A 20,609-nucleotide genomic window follows, 5' to 3' on the forward strand; every position below is an offset into this window, starting at 1 on the left:
AAGAGCAAGGCCGCCCGGTCTCCGGCGCAGCAACATGTCGTAAAAGTAACACCGCATAACTGATGAAGAAATTACGCGCGCGCCCTGTTCGGCGAATTTACCGGCCGCGTTGCCGTGGAGTCACACTTTCATACAATCATCTGATTTTTATCTGGAAACATTAAGAGGACGCCCCGGGAGCGGAGCGGCCAGCGCGCCAAGGTTGCGCTGATAGGCGGCAAGCGAGAAGCGGGTCTCGTAATAAATGCGGGCCGCGCTCACGCTGCGCTGCGAATCGTCCTGCGGCGTCATGGCGGCGGCCGAGCGCAGCGCGGCGGCGAAATCCTCCGCGGTTTCGGCGAGCGTCACGCCGGGGAGCGAGAGAGCGTCGCGATCCATGCCGCGCAGGGCTTGCGGCGTCGCAATGAGCGGCAGACCGCTCGACATGGCCTCGACCGTCTTGATCGACAGCCCCGTCCCGCTGATCGTCGGCAACAGGACGAGCCTGGCGCCGGCGTAGACTTCGCCGGGGTCTTCGACCCGGCCCAGAAACCAGTCCTTATAAGCCGCATATTCCTGCGGCGCGCGGGCGCGCACCCCGGCGTCGACGCTGCCGGCGATCTTGACCGCAACGCCGGGCGCTTTCGGCGCGACCTCGCGCAAGAACCAGATCAGGCTCTCGACATTTGCCGTGTTATTGCTCGAGACGATGACGATGTCGGACCCGCCCGGCCCCGTGGGCGCAGCGGGCGTCGGCGGGTAAAGCAGCGCATGGCGCTTCTCGGGCAGGAGGGCGCGGAAATCCTCCGCCTCCTGCGCATTGAGATGCAGCAGGAGGTCGGCGCCGCGCATCGCCTCTAGCTCTTGCGCCAGCATCGCCTCATAGGTGGCGCGCGGCGAAAGCCAGGGCATGCGCTCATTGATCAGCGCGAACTGCCGCGCCTGCAAATCATGCGTATCGAGCAAGATCGGCGCGCGGCCGCGCGCCAGCCGCCGCGCCACCGGCATCAGAAAGAAATGGTTGCAATGGATGAGGTCGTAGTCTTGCGCCTCGACCAGCGGCGACAGCTCGGCGCGCTCGGCCATCCCCAATCGAATCGCCGCCTGATCGCCGTGGATATAGGGCCACAGCGTCTGCGTCAGGAACCGCGGGCCGAGCATGGCGTGGAACGGCGCGCCGCCAAAATAGCGCGGGCCAGGCTCAAGCTCGGGCGTGGCCTCGGTAAAGCTCTTCCAGATCCAGGCGCGGCCAGGGACGAAACCGGGGTCGGAGCTGATGGCGATCGGCAGCACCTCGGCCCCGAGCGCCCGGTAAGCCTCGATCTGTCCGAGCACGACCCGATAGGTGCCGCAGGAGTGCCAGGCCGGATGGATGAGCGCCACGCGCCGGCCGGTAAGATCGATCGCGCTCATGCGGGAAGGGTTTCCAGCTCCGCCGCCAGCGCCCGCGCATAGGCCGCGGGGCTGAAGACTGCCTCATAGTATTTGCGTGTGTCGCTTGCGGCCGCGGGCGTTTCGCCGGCGTCGGCGCGCGCCTGCGCCTCGCGCCAAAGCCGGGCGAATTGCTCGGCGTCCTCGGCCAGAGAGACATTCGAGAATGCCGACGGATCGACCTTCATGCCGCGAAAAGCGAGCGGCGTCGCGATGAGCGGCGCGCCGCAGGAGAGCGCCTCCACAGCCTTGATGGAGAGGCCATGCCCCTCGACCGTCGGCAGCAGGACGCAGCCCGCATTGGCGTAGACCGCGCCGATATTCTCGACCCGCCCCCGGAACAGCGGGCGATGCGCCTCGTAAAGCGCGGGATCGCGCTGCTTCACCCCCGCGTCGATATTGCCGTAGATCGCCACTCGGGCGCCCTCCGCGCGCGGGACGACCTCCTGCAAAAGCCAGCGCAGGCTCTTGTAATTGGCGTAATTGTCGCTCGCGACGATGACGATCTCGCCGCCCGCCGCGCGCGGCACTTCGAGCACCGCCGGGTAAATCAGCGCATGACGCGCCTGCGGCAAAAGCGCCCGAAAGTCGCGATCTTCCTCCTCATTGAGATGCGCGCAGAGATCGGCGCGGCGCATCCAGTCGAGTTCGACGGCCAGCATCTCATCGTAGCCAACGTAAGGCGGAATGAAAAAGCCGCCCTGATTGCGCAGCACATATTGCCGCGCCTGAATGTCCTGCGTCTCCAGGATCACCGGAACCCGCCTGCCCCGCTTCAATCGCTCGACGAAGGGCAGCGTGAAATAGTGATTGGCGTGAAAGAGATCGATCGTCTCGAGGTCGTCGGGGACCGGAACGCGCTTGGCGATTTCGATCAGCCATGACGCCTGATCGCCATGGATGAGGCGCCACCAGCCGTCGAGGAGCAGTCGCGAGGCTAGAGCGGCGTTCGGCGCGCCGCAGAAATACCGTCGATCGGCCCCGATGTCGCGGGTGGCGGCGAGATAGGACGGCCAGCGCCCGCCATCCGGCGCCGGCGGGGTCAGCGCATCCATCATCGCGATGGATAGCACGCGCGCGCCGAGCGCCTTATAGGCGGCGATCTGACTGACGTTGACCTGATAGCTGCCGCAACTGTGCCAGGCGGCGTGGACGACGGCGACGGTCTTCCCGGCGAGCGGCCGCGCGGAAGGCGGCGTCTCCGAAATCTGCACCAATCGACCGCCCCCTTGCTTTTGCCCGAATTTTACAAGTACACCCCCTATATGAGCCTTCGACCTTCGAATCCACCCCTGCGCGCCCCGGAGTCAGAGACCGGCGCCGCCGCGCCCGCCAAGCGCTATGGCATCGCCATCGTCGGCAACGACAAAATCATCGATTGGCTGCTGCCCTTCCTGGAGAGCTACCGCGACACCAATTCGTCGCTGCCGATCTATCTCATCCCCTATGACGACAACGTCGAAATGACCCGCCGCGCCGCCGATGTTTACGGCGCGACCTATGTGGACGAGGAGCCGGTCGAGATCGACAAGCTCTCCCATGAGCTCTATCCGGGTTTTTTCAACAACAACCGCCGCCGCCTGCGCAAGCTCCAGGCGCTGGCCCTGCCGCTCGACGAAGTCGCTTATGTGGATGTGGACGTCATTCTGTTTCGCGACTTCACGCCCATTTTCGGCAGGCTCGAAGCCGGCAAAAGGGAATTCATCGTCGCCTCGCCCAGCTTCGAATATGTCTATAACGACAGGCGCAGCAATTACGCCTTCCTCAACGACGCGCTGCTCTTCAACGACGGCTTCTGGGTCACGTCGAACAAATATCTCAAGCTCTCCGACTTCATCGAAACGATGAAGGAAGACGCCGAGATTTTCCACGACGTGCGCAAGCGCGGGCAGCTTTTCGCTCAGCCGCTGGTGAACTTTGTCACCCATCGTCGGGGGATCAAGATCGAGCTGCTGCCCAATGTGGTGGAGAAAGCCTCGCACGAGAGCTTCTACAAGGCGCCGGGCGTAACCTTCGTGGATGGGAAGCCGGTGGATTACGAAGGCAAGGAAATCTATTTCGCCCACTGGGCCGGCGCGGTCGCGCTGCCCGCGCGCGGCGTCTTCGATCCAGCCTGGACGCAATATTCCAAGGCCGCCTGGGCGCGGTTCAAGAAGTAGCGCTGCAGGACGACGCGCCGTGATCTTTTACCCGTCATTGCGAGCGAAGCGAAGCAATCCAGGGGCCGCGATGTGGCTCTGGATTGCTTCGTCGCTTACGCTCCTCGCAATGACGGGCACAACGCCAAAGCGGCAATAACCCATGCCCCGGCTCCTCTTTTTCTACCTCTTCAAGCGCGTGGGCTTCAGCGTCCTGATTGTTCAGCTCGCCTTGTCGGTTCCGGTCGTTCTTTCCTATCTGCTCTATCAATTGCCGCCGGCGGCTGTGCGCGGCGGGCTCGTTATCCCAGCGCTGGTCGGCGTCACGCCGACAGTCGCTTATATGACCTTGCCGATGGCGATCGGCGTCGGCGCCGCGCTCGAATTCTCCCGCATGGCCAGCGAAGGCATGATCGCCGTGCTCTATGCGCTGCGGCTTTCCGTCTGGTCGATCTGCCGTCCGACATTATCGCTCGCGGCGGGCGTCGTTGTGCTCGGCTACATTCTGGCCAACATCATCGCCCCCCACTATTCGAGCAACATGCAGGACGTGTTGAACGTCGTCCGCAATTCGCTCAACCACCGCATGCTCGACGCGGCGCATTTCTACACTTTCTCGAATGGCGTGAAGACGCTCTACATCGAGCGCTGGATCACGCCCGACATCGCCGCCAATCTGTTCATCCGGCAGATTTCCATCGAGAAGATGGAAGAAGAAACGATCACCGCCGCGCGTGCGGAATTCCGCCGCAACGACTCGGGCGTCATCGTCGCGCTCTCCAACGGCAGCATCCAGACCCGCTCGGTCACGAGCAATGAGGTGCGGATCGCCAATTTCGACGAATACGCCATGGCGCTTCCCATGCAGGGCAGCAGCTCCCTGCCCGATCGCGGCTGGAAAGGCGTTTACGAGTTGTCGGCGGGAGAATTCCTCGCCAGCATGAAGCTCGCAAAGCAGGATCATCGCCAGTTCGGCGAGTGGATGGCGGAGGCGGCGAAACGCTTCGGCGCGCCGGCGCTCGCGCTCGCGCACGCACTACTCGCCATGGCGCTGACCCTGACCTTCGGCAATATCACAGGTCGGCGCGGCGCGGCCGGCAGCCTGCCGATCATCGCCATTCCGGCGGCGCATATCGGTTTTCTGGTGGGGCTCGAATCGCTGCTGCGCATCAGCGCCTGGTTCGCGATTCCCTTGGTCGCCGCAATGGGCGTCGAGATCGGCGTCTCGGCCTGGCTCATCGGCCGGTTGAATTACAGCCCGCGCGCCAAGCGCTTCGACGCTCCCGCGCCGACGGCGACGGCCGGCTACGCCGCGCCGGCCGCCTGAGCTTCCTCGGCCAGCATCGCGGCGCGATAATCGGCGATGATGCGCTTGGGATCGCCGATCTCCTTGACCACGCCCTGCTCGAGCCAAAGGATGCGATCGCAAAGGTTCTCGAGGAAATCGAGATCATGCGAGACCATCAGGATCGTGCCGGTCCGGCTGAAGTCAGCGATATATTTCTCGCATTTGCGCTGAAAGATTTCGTCGCCGACCGAAAGCGCCTCGTCGACGATGAGCACATCGGCCTTGGCGTGGGCGCAGATCGCGAAGGCGACGCGCGCGATCATGCCCATCGAATAGGTCCGCATCGGCTGCTCGAAGAACGGGCCGATGTCGGCGAAAGCGGCAATATCCTCGATGCAGTCGTCGACCTCCCGGCGCGACAGGCCGAGGATCGCCGCGCCGATGCGCGCGTTCTCGCGTCCCGTCAGCAGCCCGTCGAACCCCGAGCCCAAAGCGAGGATCGGCGCGATGCGCCCCTTTACCTCGAATTCCCCTTTGGTCGGCATGGTGATGCCGCAGATGATCTGCAGCAGCGTCGTCTTGCCGGCGCCATTGCGCCCGAGAATGCCGACGCGCTCGCCCTTCTCGACCGTGAAGGTCATGTCGTGCAGAACCCATTTCTCCTTGTAGAATGTCTTCCACAGGCCGAAGAGGATCTGCTTCAACTGGTCGTTCTGATGCGCATAGAGCTGGAAGGCTTTTCCGATGCTCTTGCAGCGAATGGCCGGCTCAGATGACATCGACGATGACCGATTTGTAGCGCATGAAGAACTGGTAGCCCCCGATGAACACGGCGTAGGAGACCGCGACGACGAGCAGATAGCCGAAGACGTTCGGCACATAGCCGTCGAGCGCCACGGCGCGCAGCATCTCGATATAGTCGCCGACGATATTGAGGCGCAGCCACATCGCCGTCGAGGTCGACATCTGCGCAATCTGGTCGAGCCGGTAGAAGATCGGCGTCGCGAACATCAGCACCGGAACGATCGACGCCATGATATGCGAGACGTCGCGCGTGAAGGCGCCGAGCGCCATCAGAAACCAGACGACGCCCAGGATGAACAGGAAGAAGGGGACGACGAGCAGCGGCGTCAGCACGATGGTGAGCGGCACGCTCCCCGCCGTGAGCAGGCGGAAGGCGATATAAACGCCGAAGGCGACGCCGGCATAGGTGAAAGCGCGGATCGTCGCCGTCCAGGCGATGGTCTCGCTCGGGAAGATCGAGCGCTTGACGAAATTCACATGCTCATGGAGCAGGATCGGCGCGCGATAGGCGAGCTCGCTGAAGAGGTTGAAGACAATGAGCCCGATGAAGATGCCGCTGGCGTAATCCGTCACGCTCATGCCGGCGGAGAGCTGCGGTACGGTGATCGAGAAGAGCGTCGTATAGGTGAGCAGCATCACCAGCGGCGAGAGCGCCGCCCAGGCCGGCCCCAGGAAAGAGCCGCGAAAGCGCGAGATGAATTCCCGCCGCACGACGGCGCGAATAAGCTCCCGGTGACGCCAGGCCCGCTCGAAGGGGGCGATATAGGCGGGCGGGATCGAGGCGAGCAACAGTCTCAGCGTCCTTTACGAAAGCGAGCGCCATGAGGCGCGCCGGTCGCCTGCATAGACCAGTTCCGGCCGCGCCCTGTCAATGGCGAGGGTTAACCGGCGGGCCGCGCGGGCCTATGCTCGCCTGGGAGGCGCAAATGCTGACTCGCCGGCAAACCATGAGACTCCTGGGCGCCGCCACGCTTGCGCCGCGGCGCGTGGCCGCCGAGCCGGATTACCGGATCAGCGCATGGACCGGCGACAGTTTCGCGCCCATGCACGCCATCAGGGACGGCCTTTGGGACCGGCCGGCGCCCGCGCCGGAGCGGCGGGTCGAGGTCGCCATCGTCGGCGGCGGCCTCGCGGGCCTCGCCGCCGCGACCTTGCTGCGGGATCGCGACATTTTGCTGCTGGAGCGCGAGACGGAGCCCGGCGGCGCCGCTAAATCCGGGCGCTGGCGCGAGATCGATTATGCGCTGGGCTCGGCTTATTTCGTCGATGTCGCCGAACCCTTCGGCCCCTTCTACGAGGCGCTGGGACTGACGCCGCGCCCCGTCCCGCAGCCTGAGAATCGCGTCATCGCCAACGGCTCTGCCGACGCTATCGCCGGGCCGCTGCACGAGCCCTTCGAGAGATTGCGCGGCTTAGTGGAAAAGCTCGTGGCGGGCCCCGACCTCCCTAAAACGCCGATCGAGGCGGCGCCATCCGCGACGCTGGCGCTCGACCGGCTGACGCTGCGGCAATTTCTCCTTCGGGAGCAGATCGACCCCGCCCTCCTCCCCTATCTGGACGCCTTCAGCCGCTCGGCCATGGGCGCGCCGGCCGCCGAGGTCTCGGCCTATGTGGGATTGAACTTCCTCTCGGAGCTTGCGGGCCGGATTTACGCCTTTCCGGGCGGCAACGCCGCGCTGGCGAAGGCGATGGCGGCCCGGGTTTCGAGCGCCGGAGCGGGCCGTATCGCAACCGGCGCGGCGGTCTTCGCGGTCGAGCCGTCGGGCGACGGGGGCGAGGCCCGCGTTGCCTGGTTCGACGCCGAAAACCCCGGAGAGCCCCGCTGCGTGGCCGCCAAATGGGTCGTGCTCGCCGCGCCCTTTTTCTTTGCGGCGCGACTCCTGCGCGGGATCGACCCCGCCGCCAAAACGGCGATGACGCGCCTGCGGCAGGGGAGCTTTCTCGTCGCAAATTGCTGCTTCGAGGGCGCCCTGGCGCCCAGCGCCTATGATTGCTGGACGCCGGAGGCCGAGCGCGTCACCGACGCCGTCGACGCCGCCGCCGCGCTCGGCGAGAGACGGCCGAAGGACCACGGGGTTCTCACCGTCTACGCGCCGTTCCGAGACCCGCAGATGGGGCGCGCGCAATTGCTGGCGGGCGACGGGGCGGCGCTGGCCCAGCCGATCGTGGCGGAGCTGCGGCGCTTCCTGCCGGAGGCCTTTTCAGGGACGCGCCTCGCCGAAGTGCGGCTGACGCGCTGGGGGCACCACCATCTCATCCCGGCGCTCGGGATCGTCGAAACCATGCGCGCGCTGCCGAAGCGCTATGGCAATGTCCTGTTGGCCCATTCCGACGGCCAGGGCATGCCGGCCGTCGAAAGCGCGATCACCGAGGCGCATCGGGCGGCCGCCGTCATCAGGGGCAAGTGAATGGGAGCAAAGCGTTGATAAAGTGGCGGTGACGCCCTTCGTGCTTCGAGACGCCTGCTACGCAGGCTCCTCAGCATGAAGGGCTTCTGCATCTACGCCAAACACTTCTGCATCAAACACTTAGGCCTCATCCTGAGGAGCGAGCGAAGCTCGCGTCTCGAAGGACGAGGCCGCCTAGGAGGTTTATCAGGCGCAAGGCGCCCCTACTCCACCGTGACGCTCTTCGCGAGATTTCTCGGCTGATCCACGTCTTTGCCCATGAAAGTCGCGACATGATAGGCGAGAAGCTGCGCCGGCACGGCGTAGACGATCGCCGCGAAGGGCCCCGAGACCGTCTCCGGCATCTCGATATAGCCGGCCAGCTCCGCCGCCGCCTCCTGCCGGGCGCGCGGCGAGCCGATCAGGATCAGATGCCCGCCGCGCGCGGCGACTTCCTGTAGATTCGACACCGTCTTTTCGAGGCTCGCGTCCGGCGGCGCCAGCACGATCACCGGCATGGCGTAGTCGATGAGCGCGATGGGGCCGTGCTTCAGCTCGCCCGCCGCATAACCCTCGGCATGGATATAAGACAGCTCCTTGAGCTTGAGCGCGCCCTCCATCGCCAGCGGAAAGGACGGGCCGCGCCCGAGATAGAGCACGCTGGACGCCCGCGCCACGTCGCGCGCCACCGGCTCGACCGCCGCCTCGCGGGATAGCGCCTCGGCCATCTGGCCAGGCGCGGCGATCAGCTCCGAGACCAGCTCCCGCTCGCGTTCCTTCGTCAAAACGCCCCGCGCGCGCCCGAGCGCCAAAGCGAGACAGGCGAAAACGGCAAGCTGGCAGGTGAACGCCTTGGTCGAGGCGACGCCGATTTCCGGCCCGGCGAGGGTCTTGGCCACCGTGTCGCTCTCGCGGGCGATGGTCGAGGTCTCGACATTGACGATCGAGAGAATGTGCTGGCCATGCGCCTTGGCGTAGCGCAAGGCCGCAAGCGTGTCGGCCGTCTCGCCCGACTGTGAGACGACGATCATGAGCCCGTTCTCGGCCAAAGGCGGGTCGCGGTAGCGGAACTCCGAGGCGATGTCGATCTCGACCGGCAGCCGCGCGAAACGCTCCAGCCAATAGCGCGCCACGAGACCGGCGTAATAAGCGGTGCCGCAGGCGGAAATCGTCACCCGCGTCAGCTTGCTGGGATCGAAGTTCAGCTCGAAGGGCAGGCGTGTGACGCCCTCGGCGAGGTCGAGGTAATGCGACAGCGTGCGGCCGACGACCTCGGGCTGCTCGTGAATTTCCTTGGCCATGTAGTGGCGATAATTGCCCTTGTCGACCAGGAACGAGCCCTGCTGCAACGGCAGGCGGCGCCGCTCGACGGGCGCGTCTTGGGCGTCGAAGAATTGCGCGCCCTCGCGGCGCAGCACGACCCAGTCGCCTTCATCGAGATAGGCGATCGACGTGGCAAAGGGCGCGAGCGCCAGCGCGTCAGAGCCCAGATAAGCGCCCTCCTCGCTCCAGCCGACGGCGAGCGGCGAGCCACGCCGCGCGCCGATGAGCAGGTCGGGCTCGTTGTTGAAGAGAAAAGCGAGCGCAAAGGCGCCCTTGAGCCTTTTCAGAGCCGCGGCGACCGCCGCCTGCGGCGCCATGCCAGCCTGCATTTCGTCGGCGACGAGATGGGCGACCACCTCCGAATCGGTCTGCGAGGTGAAGGCATGGCCCTTGGCGATCAGCTCCTCACGCAGCTCGCGGAAGTTCTCGATAATGCCATTGTGAACCACGGCGACGCGGGAATTGGCGTGAGGATGGGCGTTGTCCTCATTGGGCTTGCCATGCGTCGCCCAGCGCGTGTGGCCGATGCCGACGCACCCGCGCATGGGGCTCGCGGCGAGCTTTTCTTCGAGATTTTTGAGTTTGCCGGAGGCGCGAAGGCGCGTCAGGCGACCGTCTTCGAGGGTGGCGATCCCGGCCGAATCATAACCGCGATATTCCAGCCGCTTCAGCGCCTCGACGAGCTGTCCGGCAACCGGGCCTTTTCCGAGAATTCCGACGATACCGCACATGGGGCTGCCTCCGAAAAAGGATCATAGCAAAAGCGCTGCAGCACGCTTGGGTTTGATTCAAGGTTAAGGGAACCGCTAAGCGGATCGTTAGATCCCCTTAAGGCGTAAGCGGATGTCTGTAGCGGCGAAATCCAGAGAGGGGCAGCCGTACCAACGCGGCGAGGGCTTAGGCAACGCAGCCTACAAGATTCTCACAGCTCGTTGAGTTCGTCCACGATCTCCTGCGGCGACCGAGGGTCGAGGATCGGTAAGGCCTTAACCTGGGCGACTATCCGGGCGACGGATGCTCTCCGCCCAGCCGTGGTTTCGGCCAGCCGGCTCGGCTCGAAAGGCTCACGCGAAATCCCAGCCGAGCAGGCGCTCGCCTCGAGCGCCTGCTTGATTACGTCTTGCACAGGAAGATGCCTCGCCTCGGCCAAACGGCGAGCGAGCGCTTCTGAGTCTTTAGAGAGGGCGATCATATCGTCGAATTTAGCACAGCCTCGCGCAAACTATAGTCACGACTTCTTGGCCGCAGCCTTCCTCTCCGCCTGTATCGCCCGGAAAGACGCCGCCCAGCCGGCTTTCTCCATCTGCCGTCCTCGCGCCACGACGAGCGCGTCGCCGCGCACATCCTTGGTGACGACCGAGCCCGAGCCGACATAGGCCCCCGCCCCGATCTTCACCGGCGCGACCAGCGCGGAATTGGAGCCGATAAAGGCGTTCTCGCCGATCTCCGTGCGATATTTGAAGAAGCCGTCGTAATTGCAGGTGATCGTCCCCGCGCCGATATTGGCGTTGGCGCCGATGTCGGCGTCGCCGATATAGGTCAGGTGATTGACCTTCGCGCCCTTGGCGACAGTGGCGTTCTTGATCTCGACGAAATTCCCGACCTTCGCCGCTTCCGCAAGCGCCGCGCCCGGCCGCAGCCGCGCAAAAGGCCCGATGGTCGCGCCCTGCCCGACGCTCGCGCCTTCAAGATGCGAAAAAGCGTGGATCACCGCCCTGTCGGCGATCGAGACGCCGGGGCCGATGACGACATGGGGCTCGATCGTCACGTCTCTGCCCAAAAGCGTGTCGGCGGACAGGAAGACCGTCTCGGGCGCGATCATGGTGACGCCCCCGGCCATGGCGGCGCGCCTCAGGCGGTTCTGCGCCACGGCCTCGGCCTGAGCGAGCTGAATGCGGTCGTTCACGCCGAGCACTTCCGTCTCGTCGGCGACGACAACCCCCGCCTCGCGCCCGGAGGCGCGAGCGATTTCAACGATATCCGTCAGATAAAATTCGCCCTTGGCGTTGTTATTGCCGATCTGCCCGAGCCAATCCGCGGCCGCCGCCCCGTCGATCGCCATCAGTCCGGCGTTGCACAACCGGATGGCGCGCTCCGCCGCGCTCGCGTCCTTCTCTTCGCGGATGGCGACAAGGCGCCCCGCCTCGTCCTGCAGCAGACGCCCGTAGCCGAAGGGGTCGGCCGCCGAGAAACCCAGCGCCGCGACGCCGGCGCCGGCCGCGAGCGCCTCCCGCAGCGCGCGGATCGTCGCGCCGGTCACGAGCGGCGTGTCGGCGAAAAGAACAAGGAGATCGTCGCAACCGCCGGCAATCGCCGCGCGCGCCGCGAGGACGGCGTGCGCCGTGCCCAGGCGCTCCGACTGAACGAAGGTCTGGGCGTGGAGCGCGCGCTTCTGCGCTTCGGCCGTAACGTCCTCCCGGCCCGGCCCGACGACGACGGCGACCGTCTCGACGCCAGCCTCGGCGACTGCGGCGAGCACATGGGCCAGCATCGAGCGGCCGGCGACCTGGTGCAGAACCTTCGGCGTATCCGACTTCATACGCGTCCCCTCGCCGGCGGCGAGGACGATCGCGAGCGCTTTGCGGGAGCTCGACATGAGGCGCCTTTGGTTATGTGCAGCGCGGCGAGGCCGCGGTAATTTCGGCCCGTTTGTTGCAGATTCGAAGCGCCGAGGGCAAGGGTGCAAGCGGAGGACTGGCAAATGAGGGGCAGCTCGCGAGAGGCGCGCTTGCGCCGCAAGAATTCCTTTTTGTTCCCAGAAATTCTTCTATAGAGGAGCGACGCGCCATCCCGACCGACGTCCGACCTCGCTCCCGGTTGCTCAATGTTTGAACGTAGAGATGTTCTCAAAGCGGCTTTCGGCGCCCTTGCGTCGGGCATTTCGCCTTCTATCCTCCATGCCGAGCCGACGCCCCCGGCCACCCCGGCGCCGCCGGCGACCTTCTCGCGAGATGTGATCGTCGAGCTCGCGCGCACGCTGGCCTCCCGCCCCTACGCCGCGCCGCCGGCCGATTTGCGCGAGCCTTTCGCAAGCCTCACCTATGAGCAATTCGTCGGCATCAAGACCAAGCCTGGATCGGCCTTATGGGCCGGAGAAAACAAAGGCTTCTCGATCGAACCGCTGCATCGCGGCAATATTTTCACCGCGGCCGTCGACCTCTTCGTCATCGACAATGGCGCGGCGGTCAAAATCGCCTATGACCAGAGCCGCTTCGACTACGGCGGCCTGAAAGTCCCAGAGAAACTGCCGGACATCGGCTATTCCGGCTTTCGCGTGCTGCGCGCGCCGCCCGGCGGCCAGGAAGCCGAGCTCGCGATTTTCCAGGGCGCGAGCTTCTATCGCGCCGTGGCCGCCGGCCAGAATCTCGGGGTGACGGCGCGCGGCCTCTCCATCCGCACGGCCGACCCGCGCGGCGAGGAATTCCCGGCCTTCCGCAGCTTCTGGATCGAGAAGCCCGTTCTCGGGGCCAATGCGCTGGTTATCCACGCGCTTCTCGATTCGCCGAGCGTCGCCGGCGTGTATCATTTCACCCTGCGCCCGGGTGAAGCGACGATCATCGACACTGAGTTGACGCTCTTCCCGCGGACCAATGTCGATCACTATGGCGTCGCGGGCTTTGCCGCCGCCTCGCTCTACGCGCCACTCAATCCCCGCCGCCGCAACGACGATCTGCGGCCGATGGTGACTGCGATCAATGGTCTGCAGATGCTGACCGGCTCCGGCGAGTGGCTGTGGCGGCCGGTCGCCAATCGCGAGGAGCTGCAATTTTCGTCTTTCGTCGACGTCAATCCCAAGGGCTTCGGCGCTCTGCTGCGCGATCGGGACATCTCCAGCTATCAGGATGACGACCAGCATTGGGAGCGCCGCCCCTCCCTGTGGATCGAGCCGCTCGGCGAGTGGGGCGACGGCGCCATGCAGCTCGTCGAAATCCCGTCAGAGTCCGAAAACAACGAAAACATCGTCGCTTACTGGCGCCCGAAGTCGCCCCTGGTCGGCGGCGCGCAGGCCAATTTCGCCTATCGCCAGTTCTGGTGCTGGGAGCCGCCGAGCCGTCCGCCGCTGGCGGTCGCCGTTCAGTCCCGCTCGGGTAAAGTCCCAAGCGCCAAGCTGCGCCGTTTTGTTGTCGTTTTTTCTGGCGAGGTTCTGGGCGACCCGCAAAAAACGGCGCGTCTTTCGGCCGCTTTGACCACTTCGCCCGGATCAGCGACGAACGTGCGCACGTTTCTCAATCCGCAGGCGAAAACATGCCGCGTCGTGTTCGACGTCGATCCCGCCGGCGAAAACTACTGTGAAATTCGTCTCGTCCTGCGCGCGGATGAGCAGCCGATCAGCGAAACGTGGCTCTACAGATGGACACCCTGACGCTTACGCCCGTCGACTCCGCCCAGCCGGCGCCGGCCTTCAAAGACCCGGCCGCCGCGCCGCCGACGCCGATCGAAAACCGGCTCTCGATGCCGGCGCAAAATCTCTTCAAATTCGAGCAGCGGCAGCGGCGTAAGCTTCAGACGCCGTCGTTGTGGCGCTCGCCATGGCTCGCGCGCTTGGTGACCTTCGGCGGCGGTCTCGCGCTCACGGTCTATGGCGGCTGGCAGATGTACAAGGTCATCGACGTCGGCGGCGTCACGACCTTGAAATGGGCGCTGCTCGCGCTCTTCATCCTCAACTTCTCCTGGATCGCGCTGAGCTTCGCGAGCTGCGTCGTCGGCTTCGTCGCGCTGCTCTCGCGCCGCCCGTCGGCCGGCCTGCCCGAGACGCTGCGCGAGAAGACCGCCGTCGTCATGCCGATCTATAATGAGGCGCCGAGCCGCGTCTTTGCGGCGCTGCAGACGATCTATGAGGATGTGCAGGCGACGGGACTGGGCGAGAGCTTCGACTGGTTCTTCCTCTCCGACACGACCAATCCCGACATCTGGATCGCCGAGGAGCGCGCCTTCATCGCCATCCGCCGCCGGCTCGGGCCGGGCGCCCGCATCTTCTACCGCCGACGCGAGAAGAACACCGGCCGCAAGGCGGGCAATATCGAGGATTTCGTCTCGCGCTGGGGCGGCGCCTACGCTCATATGGTCGTGCTCGACGCCGACAGCCTGATGACCGGCCCGACGATCGTGAAGCTCGCCGCCGCCATGGAGGCGGACCCGGATTCGGGCATCATCCAGACGCTGCCGCTCATCATCAACCGCAACACGCTGTTCGCCCGCGTGCAGCAATTCGCGGCGCGTATCTATGGCCCGGTCATCGCGACGGGCCTTGCCTGCTGGATGGGCCGAGACGGCAATTACTGGGGCCATAACGCGATCATCCGCACGGAGGCTTTCGCAAGCCACTGCGGCCTGCCCGACCTGCGCGGCCGTCCGCCGTGGGGCGGGCACATTATGAGCCATGATTTCGTCGAGGCGGCGCTGATCCGCCGCGCCGGCTACGCCGTCTATATGCTGCCAAGGCTTGGCGGCTCCTATGAGGAAAGCCCGCCCTCGCTGATCGACCTCTCGATCCGCGACCGGCGCTGGTGCCAGGGCAATCTGCAGCACTCCCGCGTGCTGTTCGGACGGGGCATGAGCTGGGCGTCACGCCAGCACTTCCTCACCGGCATCTTCGGCTATCTCACCTCGCCGCTGTGGCTGCTGCAGTTGCTCGTCGGCATCGTGATCGTGTTCCAGGCGAGCTACTTCAAGCCGGAGTATTTCACGAGCGAATTCGCGCTCTTCCCGACCTTCCCGCGCTTCGATGCGGAGCGCTCGCTCGAGCTCTTCGCGCTCACCATGGGCATTCTGCTTGCGCCGAAGTTCTTCGGCCTGCTCGTCGCGATCTATGAGCCGGAGACGCGCAGGGGCTCGGGCGGCGTGATCATGCTGCTGATCTCGACCCTGTTCGAAATCGTGCTGTCGGCGCTGCTGGCCCCGATCATGATGCTGATCCAGACGGGCCATGTCGTGCATATCGTCTTCGGCTTCGACACGGGCTGGGACCCGCAGCGCCGCGACGACGGCTCCGTGCCGCTGATCGACATCGTGCGCCGCCACCGCTCGCATATGGCGATGGGCGCGCTCTCCCTTGTCGCGGGCCTGTTGATCTCGCCCTCGCTCGTCGCCTGGATGTCGCCGACCATCGCCGGCCTCATCCTCGCCATTCCGATCTCCTGGCTCACGAGCCAGCGCTGGCTCGGCCTCGTCTTCCGTCGCGCCGGCGTGCTGGTGACGCCCGAGGAAACCACGACGCCGCCGATCGCCAAGCGCGGCAAGGCGCTTTCCAAGGCGCTGGCGCGCGGCGAGGAGGACGAGGTGAACGCCATCGTCGCGATCCACGCGGACCCGGAGCTGCGCGCGCTGCACGAAGCCTGGCTTCCGACCCGCAAGCCGCGCCAGCGCGGCGCCATCACCGCCGATCGCGCCGTCGCCGAAGCCAAGATCGCCGACGCCGAAACGATCGAGGACGCCGTCGCATGGCTCAATCGCGGCGAGCGTGTCGTGGCGCTCTCCGATCGCGCGCTGATCGGCATGATCGCGAGACTGCCGCGCAGAGCCGATCTGCAAGAGGCTCAGGCGGCGGAGTAGGCCCGATTGAAAGTAAGGCGCCGGCGCCTTACTTTCACGCCCATGAAGAGCACGCTGAAGATCACGTCGAAGGGCCAGGTTACGCTTCGCAAGAAGATGATGGACGAACTCGGCGTGCAGCCGGGCGACAAGATCACCGTCGAAGTCGTCGAGCCAGGGCGCGCCGAGTTGAAACCAGCGAAGCTGGAGGGAGCCCTCGATAAATTCATCGGTTGCCTGCACGAACCCCGGATGCGCGCGCTGTCGATCGACGAGATGAACACTCTCATCGCGAAGGGTTGGGCTGGCGAACTGGACGAGGCGGACGACGCGTGAAGATAACGCCGGACACGAACGTCCTCGTCCGCATCGCAGTGGGCGACGATCCCCGGCAGCAAGCCGCTGCGGTCGCCATTCTGAAAGACGCCCAATTGATCGCTGTAACCCTTCCAACCCTGTGCGAGTTCGGCTGGGTATTGAGCCGGGGCTATAAGCGATCGAGGGCAGATATCGCCGAGGCCATTCGCACACTCATTGACATCCCGATCGTGGTCACAGATCGATCCGCAGTGGAAGCCGGCCTCGCCATGCTCGAGTCGGGTGGCGATTTCGCGGATGGCGTCATTGCTTTCGACGGAAGGCGCAAAGGCGGCGACGTATTTGTGAGCTTCGATCGCAAAGCTGTTAAAACAATCGAAAAAGCGAGAGGCGAAGCGCGCCTTTTGAAATCATGACAATCATCTACAAAATCATCTCCGCCCCCGAATGGCGCGCGGCGGAAGCCGAGGGCGTCTTCCATGGCGCGGCCATCGATCTCGCAGACGGCTACATCCATTTCTCCGCCGCCGAACAGGTCGAAGAGACCGCCGCAAAACATTTCGCCGGGAAACCCGACCTGCTGCTCGTTTCCATCGACGCCGATAGGCTGGGCGACGGCTTGAAATGGGAAGTCTCCCGCGGCGGCGCGCTGTTTCCGCATCTCTATGCGCCGCTTTTGCTCGACGCCGTGACGCGCGTGGCGCCGCTGCCGCTGGGCGCCGATGGACGCCATGACTTCGGGGGGCTGCTGTGATCGACGTCTTCGGCCTCGCCCTCCCCTTTCTGCGCCTGCTCGACGCCGAAGACGCGCATCGCGCCACAATCGCGGCGCTGAAGCTGCTGCCCGCGCGCCGAGCGCCGAAGAGCGACCCGCGCCTCGCCGTTTCGGCCTTCGGTCTCGATTTTCCCAACCCGGTTGGCCTTGCCGCCGGCTTCGACAAGAACGCCGAGGTCGCCGACGCCATGCTCGGTTTCGGCTTCGGCTTTGTGGAGGTCGGCACGCTCACGCCGCGCGCGCAGCCGGGCAATGCGCGGCCGCGCGCCTTTCGGCTGATGGAAGATCGCGGCGTCATCAACCGCTACGGCTTCAACAACGAAGGCCACGCGCCGGCGCTGGCGCGCCTCTCCGCCCGTCATTGCGAGGAGCACCGCGACGACAGGATTGTCGGGGTGAATATCGGCGCCAATAAAGACGCCGCTGATCGCGTCGCGGATTACGTCGAAGGCGCCAAGACCTTCGCGGATGTCGCCAGCTACTTCACCATCAACATCAGCTCGCCCAACACGCCGGGCCTGCGCGATTTGCAGGAGCCGGAAGCGCTTTCCGATCTTCTCGCACGCGTGATCGAGGCGCGTGACGCCGCGCCGGTGCGGCGGCCGCTACTCTTGAAAATCGCGCCGGACCTCTCCCTCGCGCAGCTCGACGGCGTCGTGCACGTGGCGCGTGCGCGGCGTATCGACGGGATGATCGTCTCCAACACGACGATCTCCCGGCCCCCCACGCTGCGCTCGGCGCTCGCTAAGGAAACCGGCGGCCTCTCCGGCGCGCCATTGTTCGATCTTTCGACCGCGATGCTCGCGCAAACCTATCTGCGCGTCGAGGGACAGTTCCCGCTGATCGGCGTCGGCGGCGTCGACAGCGCCGACGCAGCCTGGAAGAAAATCGAAGCCGGCGCGACGCTCGTGCAGCTCTATTCGGCGCTGGCCTATGAAGGCCCTGGCCTCGTGGAGCGCATCAAAAGAGGCCTCGTCCTGCGGCTTGAACAGGAAAATATTTCCCTCGCGGCGCTCGTCGGGCGCGAGGCCGCGGCCTTTGCAGCGCGCCCCGACTAGCGGTTGAAGCCCAAGCCGCAGGCACGGGTCCGGCGCTTTTGCGCCGACGCGGAAAATGCATACTTAGGCGGAGCCGTGTCCACACGGCGCAAACCTAAGCGAAGGCTTCCTAAATATGCGATCAGTTTTGCGGACGCTCGGTCTTCTCGCCTGCCTCTCCGCGCCGCTCGGCGCGTTTGCGCAAGATTATGGCGATTACGGCGGTGGCCGTCCGCTGACGGGCACCTGGCTCCAGACCTATTCCACCGCCGGCCAATGCCCCACCTGCTCGATCGCCATCCGCCGGGATGGCGATGGCTACCTCGTCTCGAGCAGCAACGGCTGGTCGGCTAGAGTGATCGGCGGGCCGCACGGCGCGGTTGGCGGCGGCTCCTGGAATACGCAAGGCGCATGGGGCGGCCCTCTTCAGGTGCGTCTCAGAGCGCGCGGCGACGAGCTGGAATTGTCGATGACCGCCGAGTGGTCGGGAGCCTCGCTGACCTCGACCTACATCGCCGCCGACGCGCGTTGACACGGCGCGGCCCATAGACTTGCGCGCCACTTTCGCAGGCCGCGCGCCAATGCTATTCCCCGCGCCATACCGTAACCAAAGGACATGAAATGAGCGACGAAATCTGGCTTGCGACCGGCGAAGCGACGGTTCTCGCGGCGGACGGGCAATACACCGACGCCATGCCGGAAGTCTTGATCGGCAGCGTCAAGGGTCCGGTGGGCCAGGCTTTCGCCTCGATGACCGGCCAGGTCGCCGGCCATCCGCGCATGTTCGTCATCCGCGATCTGAACCAGCAGGTCCGCCCGGCGACCATGATGACCACCAAGATGACGGTGAAGTCGGAAGATTACGTCGAGCTGCTCGGCGGCGTGGTGCAGGCGGCGACCGCCGACGCCATCGTCGATTGCGTGGCGGAAGGGATTATCCCCAAGGATAAAACCAATGAGCTGTGCATGATCATCATGGTCTGGCTCGACCCGCGCTGCGCCAAGGACGAGAACCTCGACAAGAGAGATCTCTACCGCACCAATTACGAGGCGACGAAGCTCGCCATCTCCCGCGCGCTGAAGGGCGAGCCGACGATCGACGAGCTGATCGCCAACCGCAAGACGATCTCCCACTATGCGCTCGAAGGCGTCTTCGAGGAGTAACACCGTCTCCGACGTCATGGCCGCGCTTGTCGCGGCCATCCACGCCGCGCCGCCTCGGAAAGGCTGAGAACATGAGCGCAACGACGCCGCTTCTTCTTCCCCCGTGTCGCAACGTCCCGGCGTGGATGCCCGCGACAAGCGCGGGCATGACGCGCTAGCGTAGGGTTTGTTGATTCTCGGATTCCCGACGCTCGCTCAAGCGAGCGTCGGGAATGACACCGTGGATCGCCAACCGGCGCTGCGTTCAAATTTCCAGTTTCAATTGCCCATCACCCTTCGCCTCCTCAGCGCTCAGCGACGACAGGCTCACGCCGAGCAGCCTGATCCCTTTTTCCAGGGGAAAAACCGGCCCCAGCAGCGAAAAGGCCAGCGCTTCGAACTCTTGAAGAGACGCAATCGGACTCGCATGGGTGCGCGCGCGGGTGATTTGCCGGAAGTCTGCGTATTTCACTTTGAGCGTGAGCGTGCGTGCGCGAACCGGGCCGTTTTCGATCGCGCGCCAGACCTTGGCGACAATCGGCGCGAGCGCCGCGCAAGCGGCCTCATAGGTGAAGAGGTCTTCCGCAAAGGTGTTTTCCGCGCCTATCGACTTGCGGATGCGATTGGCGCGCACCGGCCGCTCGTCCACGCCCCGCGCGATCCAATAGTAATAGGCGCCGGCCTTGCCGAAATGCCTTTGCAGAAAGTCGAGCGTCTGCGCCTTGAGATCGCCGCCCGTCTCTATGCCTAAGCGATTCATTCTCTCTTTCGTCGCCGGCCCCACGCCGTGAAAGCGGCCGACCTCGAGCGTCTCGACAAAGCTCGGCCCCATCTTCGGCGTGATGACGAATAGCCCGTCGGGCTTGCGATAGTCGGAGGCGATCTTCGCAAGGAATTTATTGTAGGAGACACCCGCCGAGGCCGTCAGGCGTGTCGTCGCTTTGATCTTGTCGCGGATTTCCTCTGCAATCTGCGTCGCGGAAGTGATCCCTTTCAAATTATCGGTCACGTCGAGATAGGCTTCGTCGAGCGAGAGCGGCTCGATGATCGGCGTATACTCAGAGAAGATCGCGCGGATTTGCATCGAGACCTGCCGATAGACGTCGAAATGCGGCTTCACGAAAATCAGCTCGGGGCATTTGCGCCGCGCTGTGACGGAAGCCATCGCCGAACGCACGCCGAATTTGCGCGCCTCATAGCTTGCCGCCGCCACCACGCCGCGTTCTCTTGCGCCGCCGACCGCCACCGGCCTGCCGCGCAGCTCCGGATTGTCGCGCTGCTCGACGGAGGCGAAGAAGGCGTCCATGTCGATATGGATGATCTTGCGCGGCCGGGCGGCGTCGCTCGTCTCCTCGATCTTCCCGCTATCCGCCTCGCGCCTGGTCATGGCGGAAATTATACCGGCTGCCGGTCTATTGGCGCGCAAAGAAACTCGGCGATAATCTCGCCCACGGA

Annotated in this window: 19 protein-coding genes; 11 read left to right on the forward strand and 8 right to left on the reverse strand. The window is 65.0% G+C overall.

Going from position 1 to position 20,609, the window contains the following annotated elements:
- Positions 1-147: 147 nt before the first annotated feature.
- Positions 148-1,392, reverse strand: coding sequence for a glycosyltransferase (locus QNA11_RS08435; protein WP_283482669.1), 1,245 nt, complete (start codon positions 1,390-1,392; stop codon positions 148-150).
- Positions 1,389-2,624 carry a glycosyltransferase gene (locus QNA11_RS08440; protein WP_349362220.1) on the reverse strand — a complete coding sequence of 412 codons (1,236 nt, stop codon included), beginning with the start codon at positions 2,622-2,624 and terminating at the stop codon, positions 1,389-1,391. Before QNA11_RS08440 ends, QNA11_RS08435 begins: the two co-directional genes overlap by 4 nt.
- 51 nt (positions 2,625-2,675) lie before the next feature.
- Between QNA11_RS08440 and QNA11_RS08445 the strand changes: the two genes are divergently transcribed.
- Both QNA11_RS08445 and QNA11_RS08450 read left to right on the forward strand, forming a co-directional pair.
- The gene (locus tag QNA11_RS08445) at positions 2,676-3,569 is read left to right on the forward strand and encodes a hypothetical protein (RefSeq protein WP_202072386.1); all 894 of its coding nucleotides are present in this window, start codon (positions 2,676-2,678) and stop codon (positions 3,567-3,569) included.
- Positions 3,570-3,711: 142 nt separating this feature from the next.
- Complete coding sequence (locus QNA11_RS08450) at positions 3,712-4,875, forward strand: LptF/LptG family permease (protein ID WP_202072385.1); 1,164 nt, start codon at positions 3,712-3,714, stop codon at positions 4,873-4,875.
- On the opposite strand, the gene QNA11_RS08455 is transcribed toward QNA11_RS08450, so the two are convergent.
- A complete protein-coding gene (locus QNA11_RS08455) occupies positions 4,854-5,615 on the reverse strand; it encodes an ABC transporter ATP-binding protein (RefSeq protein ID WP_283482671.1) in 762 nt (253 codons plus the stop codon). The genes QNA11_RS08450 and QNA11_RS08455 overlap by 22 nt on opposite strands.
- A complete protein-coding gene (locus QNA11_RS08460) occupies positions 5,605-6,429 on the reverse strand; it encodes an ABC transporter permease (protein ID WP_202072383.1) in 825 nt (274 codons plus the stop codon). Before QNA11_RS08460 ends, QNA11_RS08455 begins: the two co-directional genes overlap by 11 nt.
- Before the next feature lie 137 nt (positions 6,430-6,566).
- Here QNA11_RS08460 and QNA11_RS08465 point away from each other — a divergent pair, with 137 nt between their 5' ends.
- Positions 6,567-8,048: an FAD-dependent oxidoreductase gene (locus tag QNA11_RS08465; RefSeq protein ID WP_283482672.1), complete on the forward strand. Its 1,482-nt coding sequence runs from the start codon at positions 6,567-6,569 to the stop codon at positions 8,046-8,048.
- A gap of 203 nt (positions 8,049-8,251) precedes the next feature.
- Here the strand turns inward: QNA11_RS08465 and glmS are convergent, their stop codons facing one another.
- The 3 genes from glmS to glmU form a co-directional block, all read right to left on the reverse strand.
- A complete protein-coding gene (glmS, locus tag QNA11_RS08470) occupies positions 8,252-10,081 on the reverse strand; it encodes a glutamine--fructose-6-phosphate transaminase (isomerizing) (protein ID WP_283482673.1) in 1,830 nt (609 codons plus the stop codon).
- Positions 10,082-10,272: 191 nt separating this feature from the next.
- Complete coding sequence (locus QNA11_RS08475; RefSeq protein WP_283482674.1) at positions 10,273-10,476, reverse strand: hypothetical protein; 204 nt, start codon at positions 10,474-10,476, stop codon at positions 10,273-10,275.
- Between the two features lie 102 nt (positions 10,477-10,578).
- Complete coding sequence (gene glmU, locus QNA11_RS08480) at positions 10,579-11,946, reverse strand: bifunctional UDP-N-acetylglucosamine diphosphorylase/glucosamine-1-phosphate N-acetyltransferase GlmU (RefSeq protein WP_283482675.1); 1,368 nt, start codon at positions 11,944-11,946, stop codon at positions 10,579-10,581.
- A 228-nt stretch (positions 11,947-12,174) separates the two neighbouring features.
- Between glmU and QNA11_RS08485 the strand changes: the two genes are divergently transcribed.
- From QNA11_RS08485 to fae, 8 genes are all read left to right on the forward strand, one after another.
- Entirely contained in the window at positions 12,175-13,713 is a 1,539-nt protein-coding gene (locus QNA11_RS08485) for an OpgD/OpgG family glucan biosynthesis protein (RefSeq protein WP_283482676.1), read from the forward strand.
- Positions 13,701-15,902, forward strand: coding sequence for a glucans biosynthesis glucosyltransferase MdoH (gene mdoH, locus QNA11_RS08490; RefSeq protein WP_283482677.1), 2,202 nt, complete (start codon positions 13,701-13,703; stop codon positions 15,900-15,902). The genes QNA11_RS08485 and mdoH overlap by 13 nt, the downstream gene beginning before the upstream one ends.
- A gap of 6 nt (positions 15,903-15,908) precedes the next feature.
- Positions 15,909-16,217: an AbrB/MazE/SpoVT family DNA-binding domain-containing protein gene (locus tag QNA11_RS08495; RefSeq protein ID WP_283482678.1), complete on the forward strand. Its 309-nt coding sequence runs from the start codon at positions 15,909-15,911 to the stop codon at positions 16,215-16,217.
- Complete coding sequence (locus tag QNA11_RS08500; protein WP_283482679.1) at positions 16,214-16,615, forward strand: type II toxin-antitoxin system VapC family toxin; 402 nt, start codon at positions 16,214-16,216, stop codon at positions 16,613-16,615. The genes QNA11_RS08495 and QNA11_RS08500 overlap by 4 nt, the downstream gene beginning before the upstream one ends.
- Positions 16,612-16,953 carry a DUF952 domain-containing protein gene (locus tag QNA11_RS08505; protein ID WP_283482680.1) on the forward strand — a complete coding sequence of 114 codons (342 nt, stop codon included), beginning with the start codon at positions 16,612-16,614 and terminating at the stop codon, positions 16,951-16,953. The genes QNA11_RS08500 and QNA11_RS08505 overlap by 4 nt, the downstream gene beginning before the upstream one ends.
- Positions 16,950-18,032 carry a quinone-dependent dihydroorotate dehydrogenase gene (locus tag QNA11_RS08510; protein WP_283482681.1) on the forward strand — a complete coding sequence of 361 codons (1,083 nt, stop codon included), beginning with the start codon at positions 16,950-16,952 and terminating at the stop codon, positions 18,030-18,032. Before QNA11_RS08505 ends, QNA11_RS08510 begins: the two co-directional genes overlap by 4 nt.
- Positions 18,033-18,147: 115 nt before the next feature.
- Positions 18,148-18,543 carry a hypothetical protein gene (locus tag QNA11_RS08515; RefSeq protein WP_283482682.1) on the forward strand — a complete coding sequence of 132 codons (396 nt, stop codon included), beginning with the start codon at positions 18,148-18,150 and terminating at the stop codon, positions 18,541-18,543.
- A gap of 89 nt (positions 18,544-18,632) precedes the next feature.
- On the forward strand, positions 18,633-19,175 hold the full coding sequence (gene fae / locus QNA11_RS08520; RefSeq protein WP_283482683.1) for a formaldehyde-activating enzyme: 543 nt from the start codon (positions 18,633-18,635) through the stop codon (positions 19,173-19,175).
- Between the two features lie 244 nt (positions 19,176-19,419).
- Here fae and dinB read toward each other — a convergent pair whose 3' ends face one another.
- On the reverse strand, positions 19,420-20,541 hold the full coding sequence (gene dinB / locus QNA11_RS08525) for a DNA polymerase IV (RefSeq protein ID WP_283482684.1): 1,122 nt from the start codon (positions 20,539-20,541) through the stop codon (positions 19,420-19,422).
- Positions 20,542-20,609 lie beyond the last annotated feature (68 nt).

It is taken from the genome of Methylocystis sp. JR02 (assembly GCF_030063565.1).
GTDB classification, from domain to species: domain Bacteria; phylum Pseudomonadota; class Alphaproteobacteria; order Rhizobiales; family Beijerinckiaceae; genus Methylocystis; species Methylocystis iwaonis.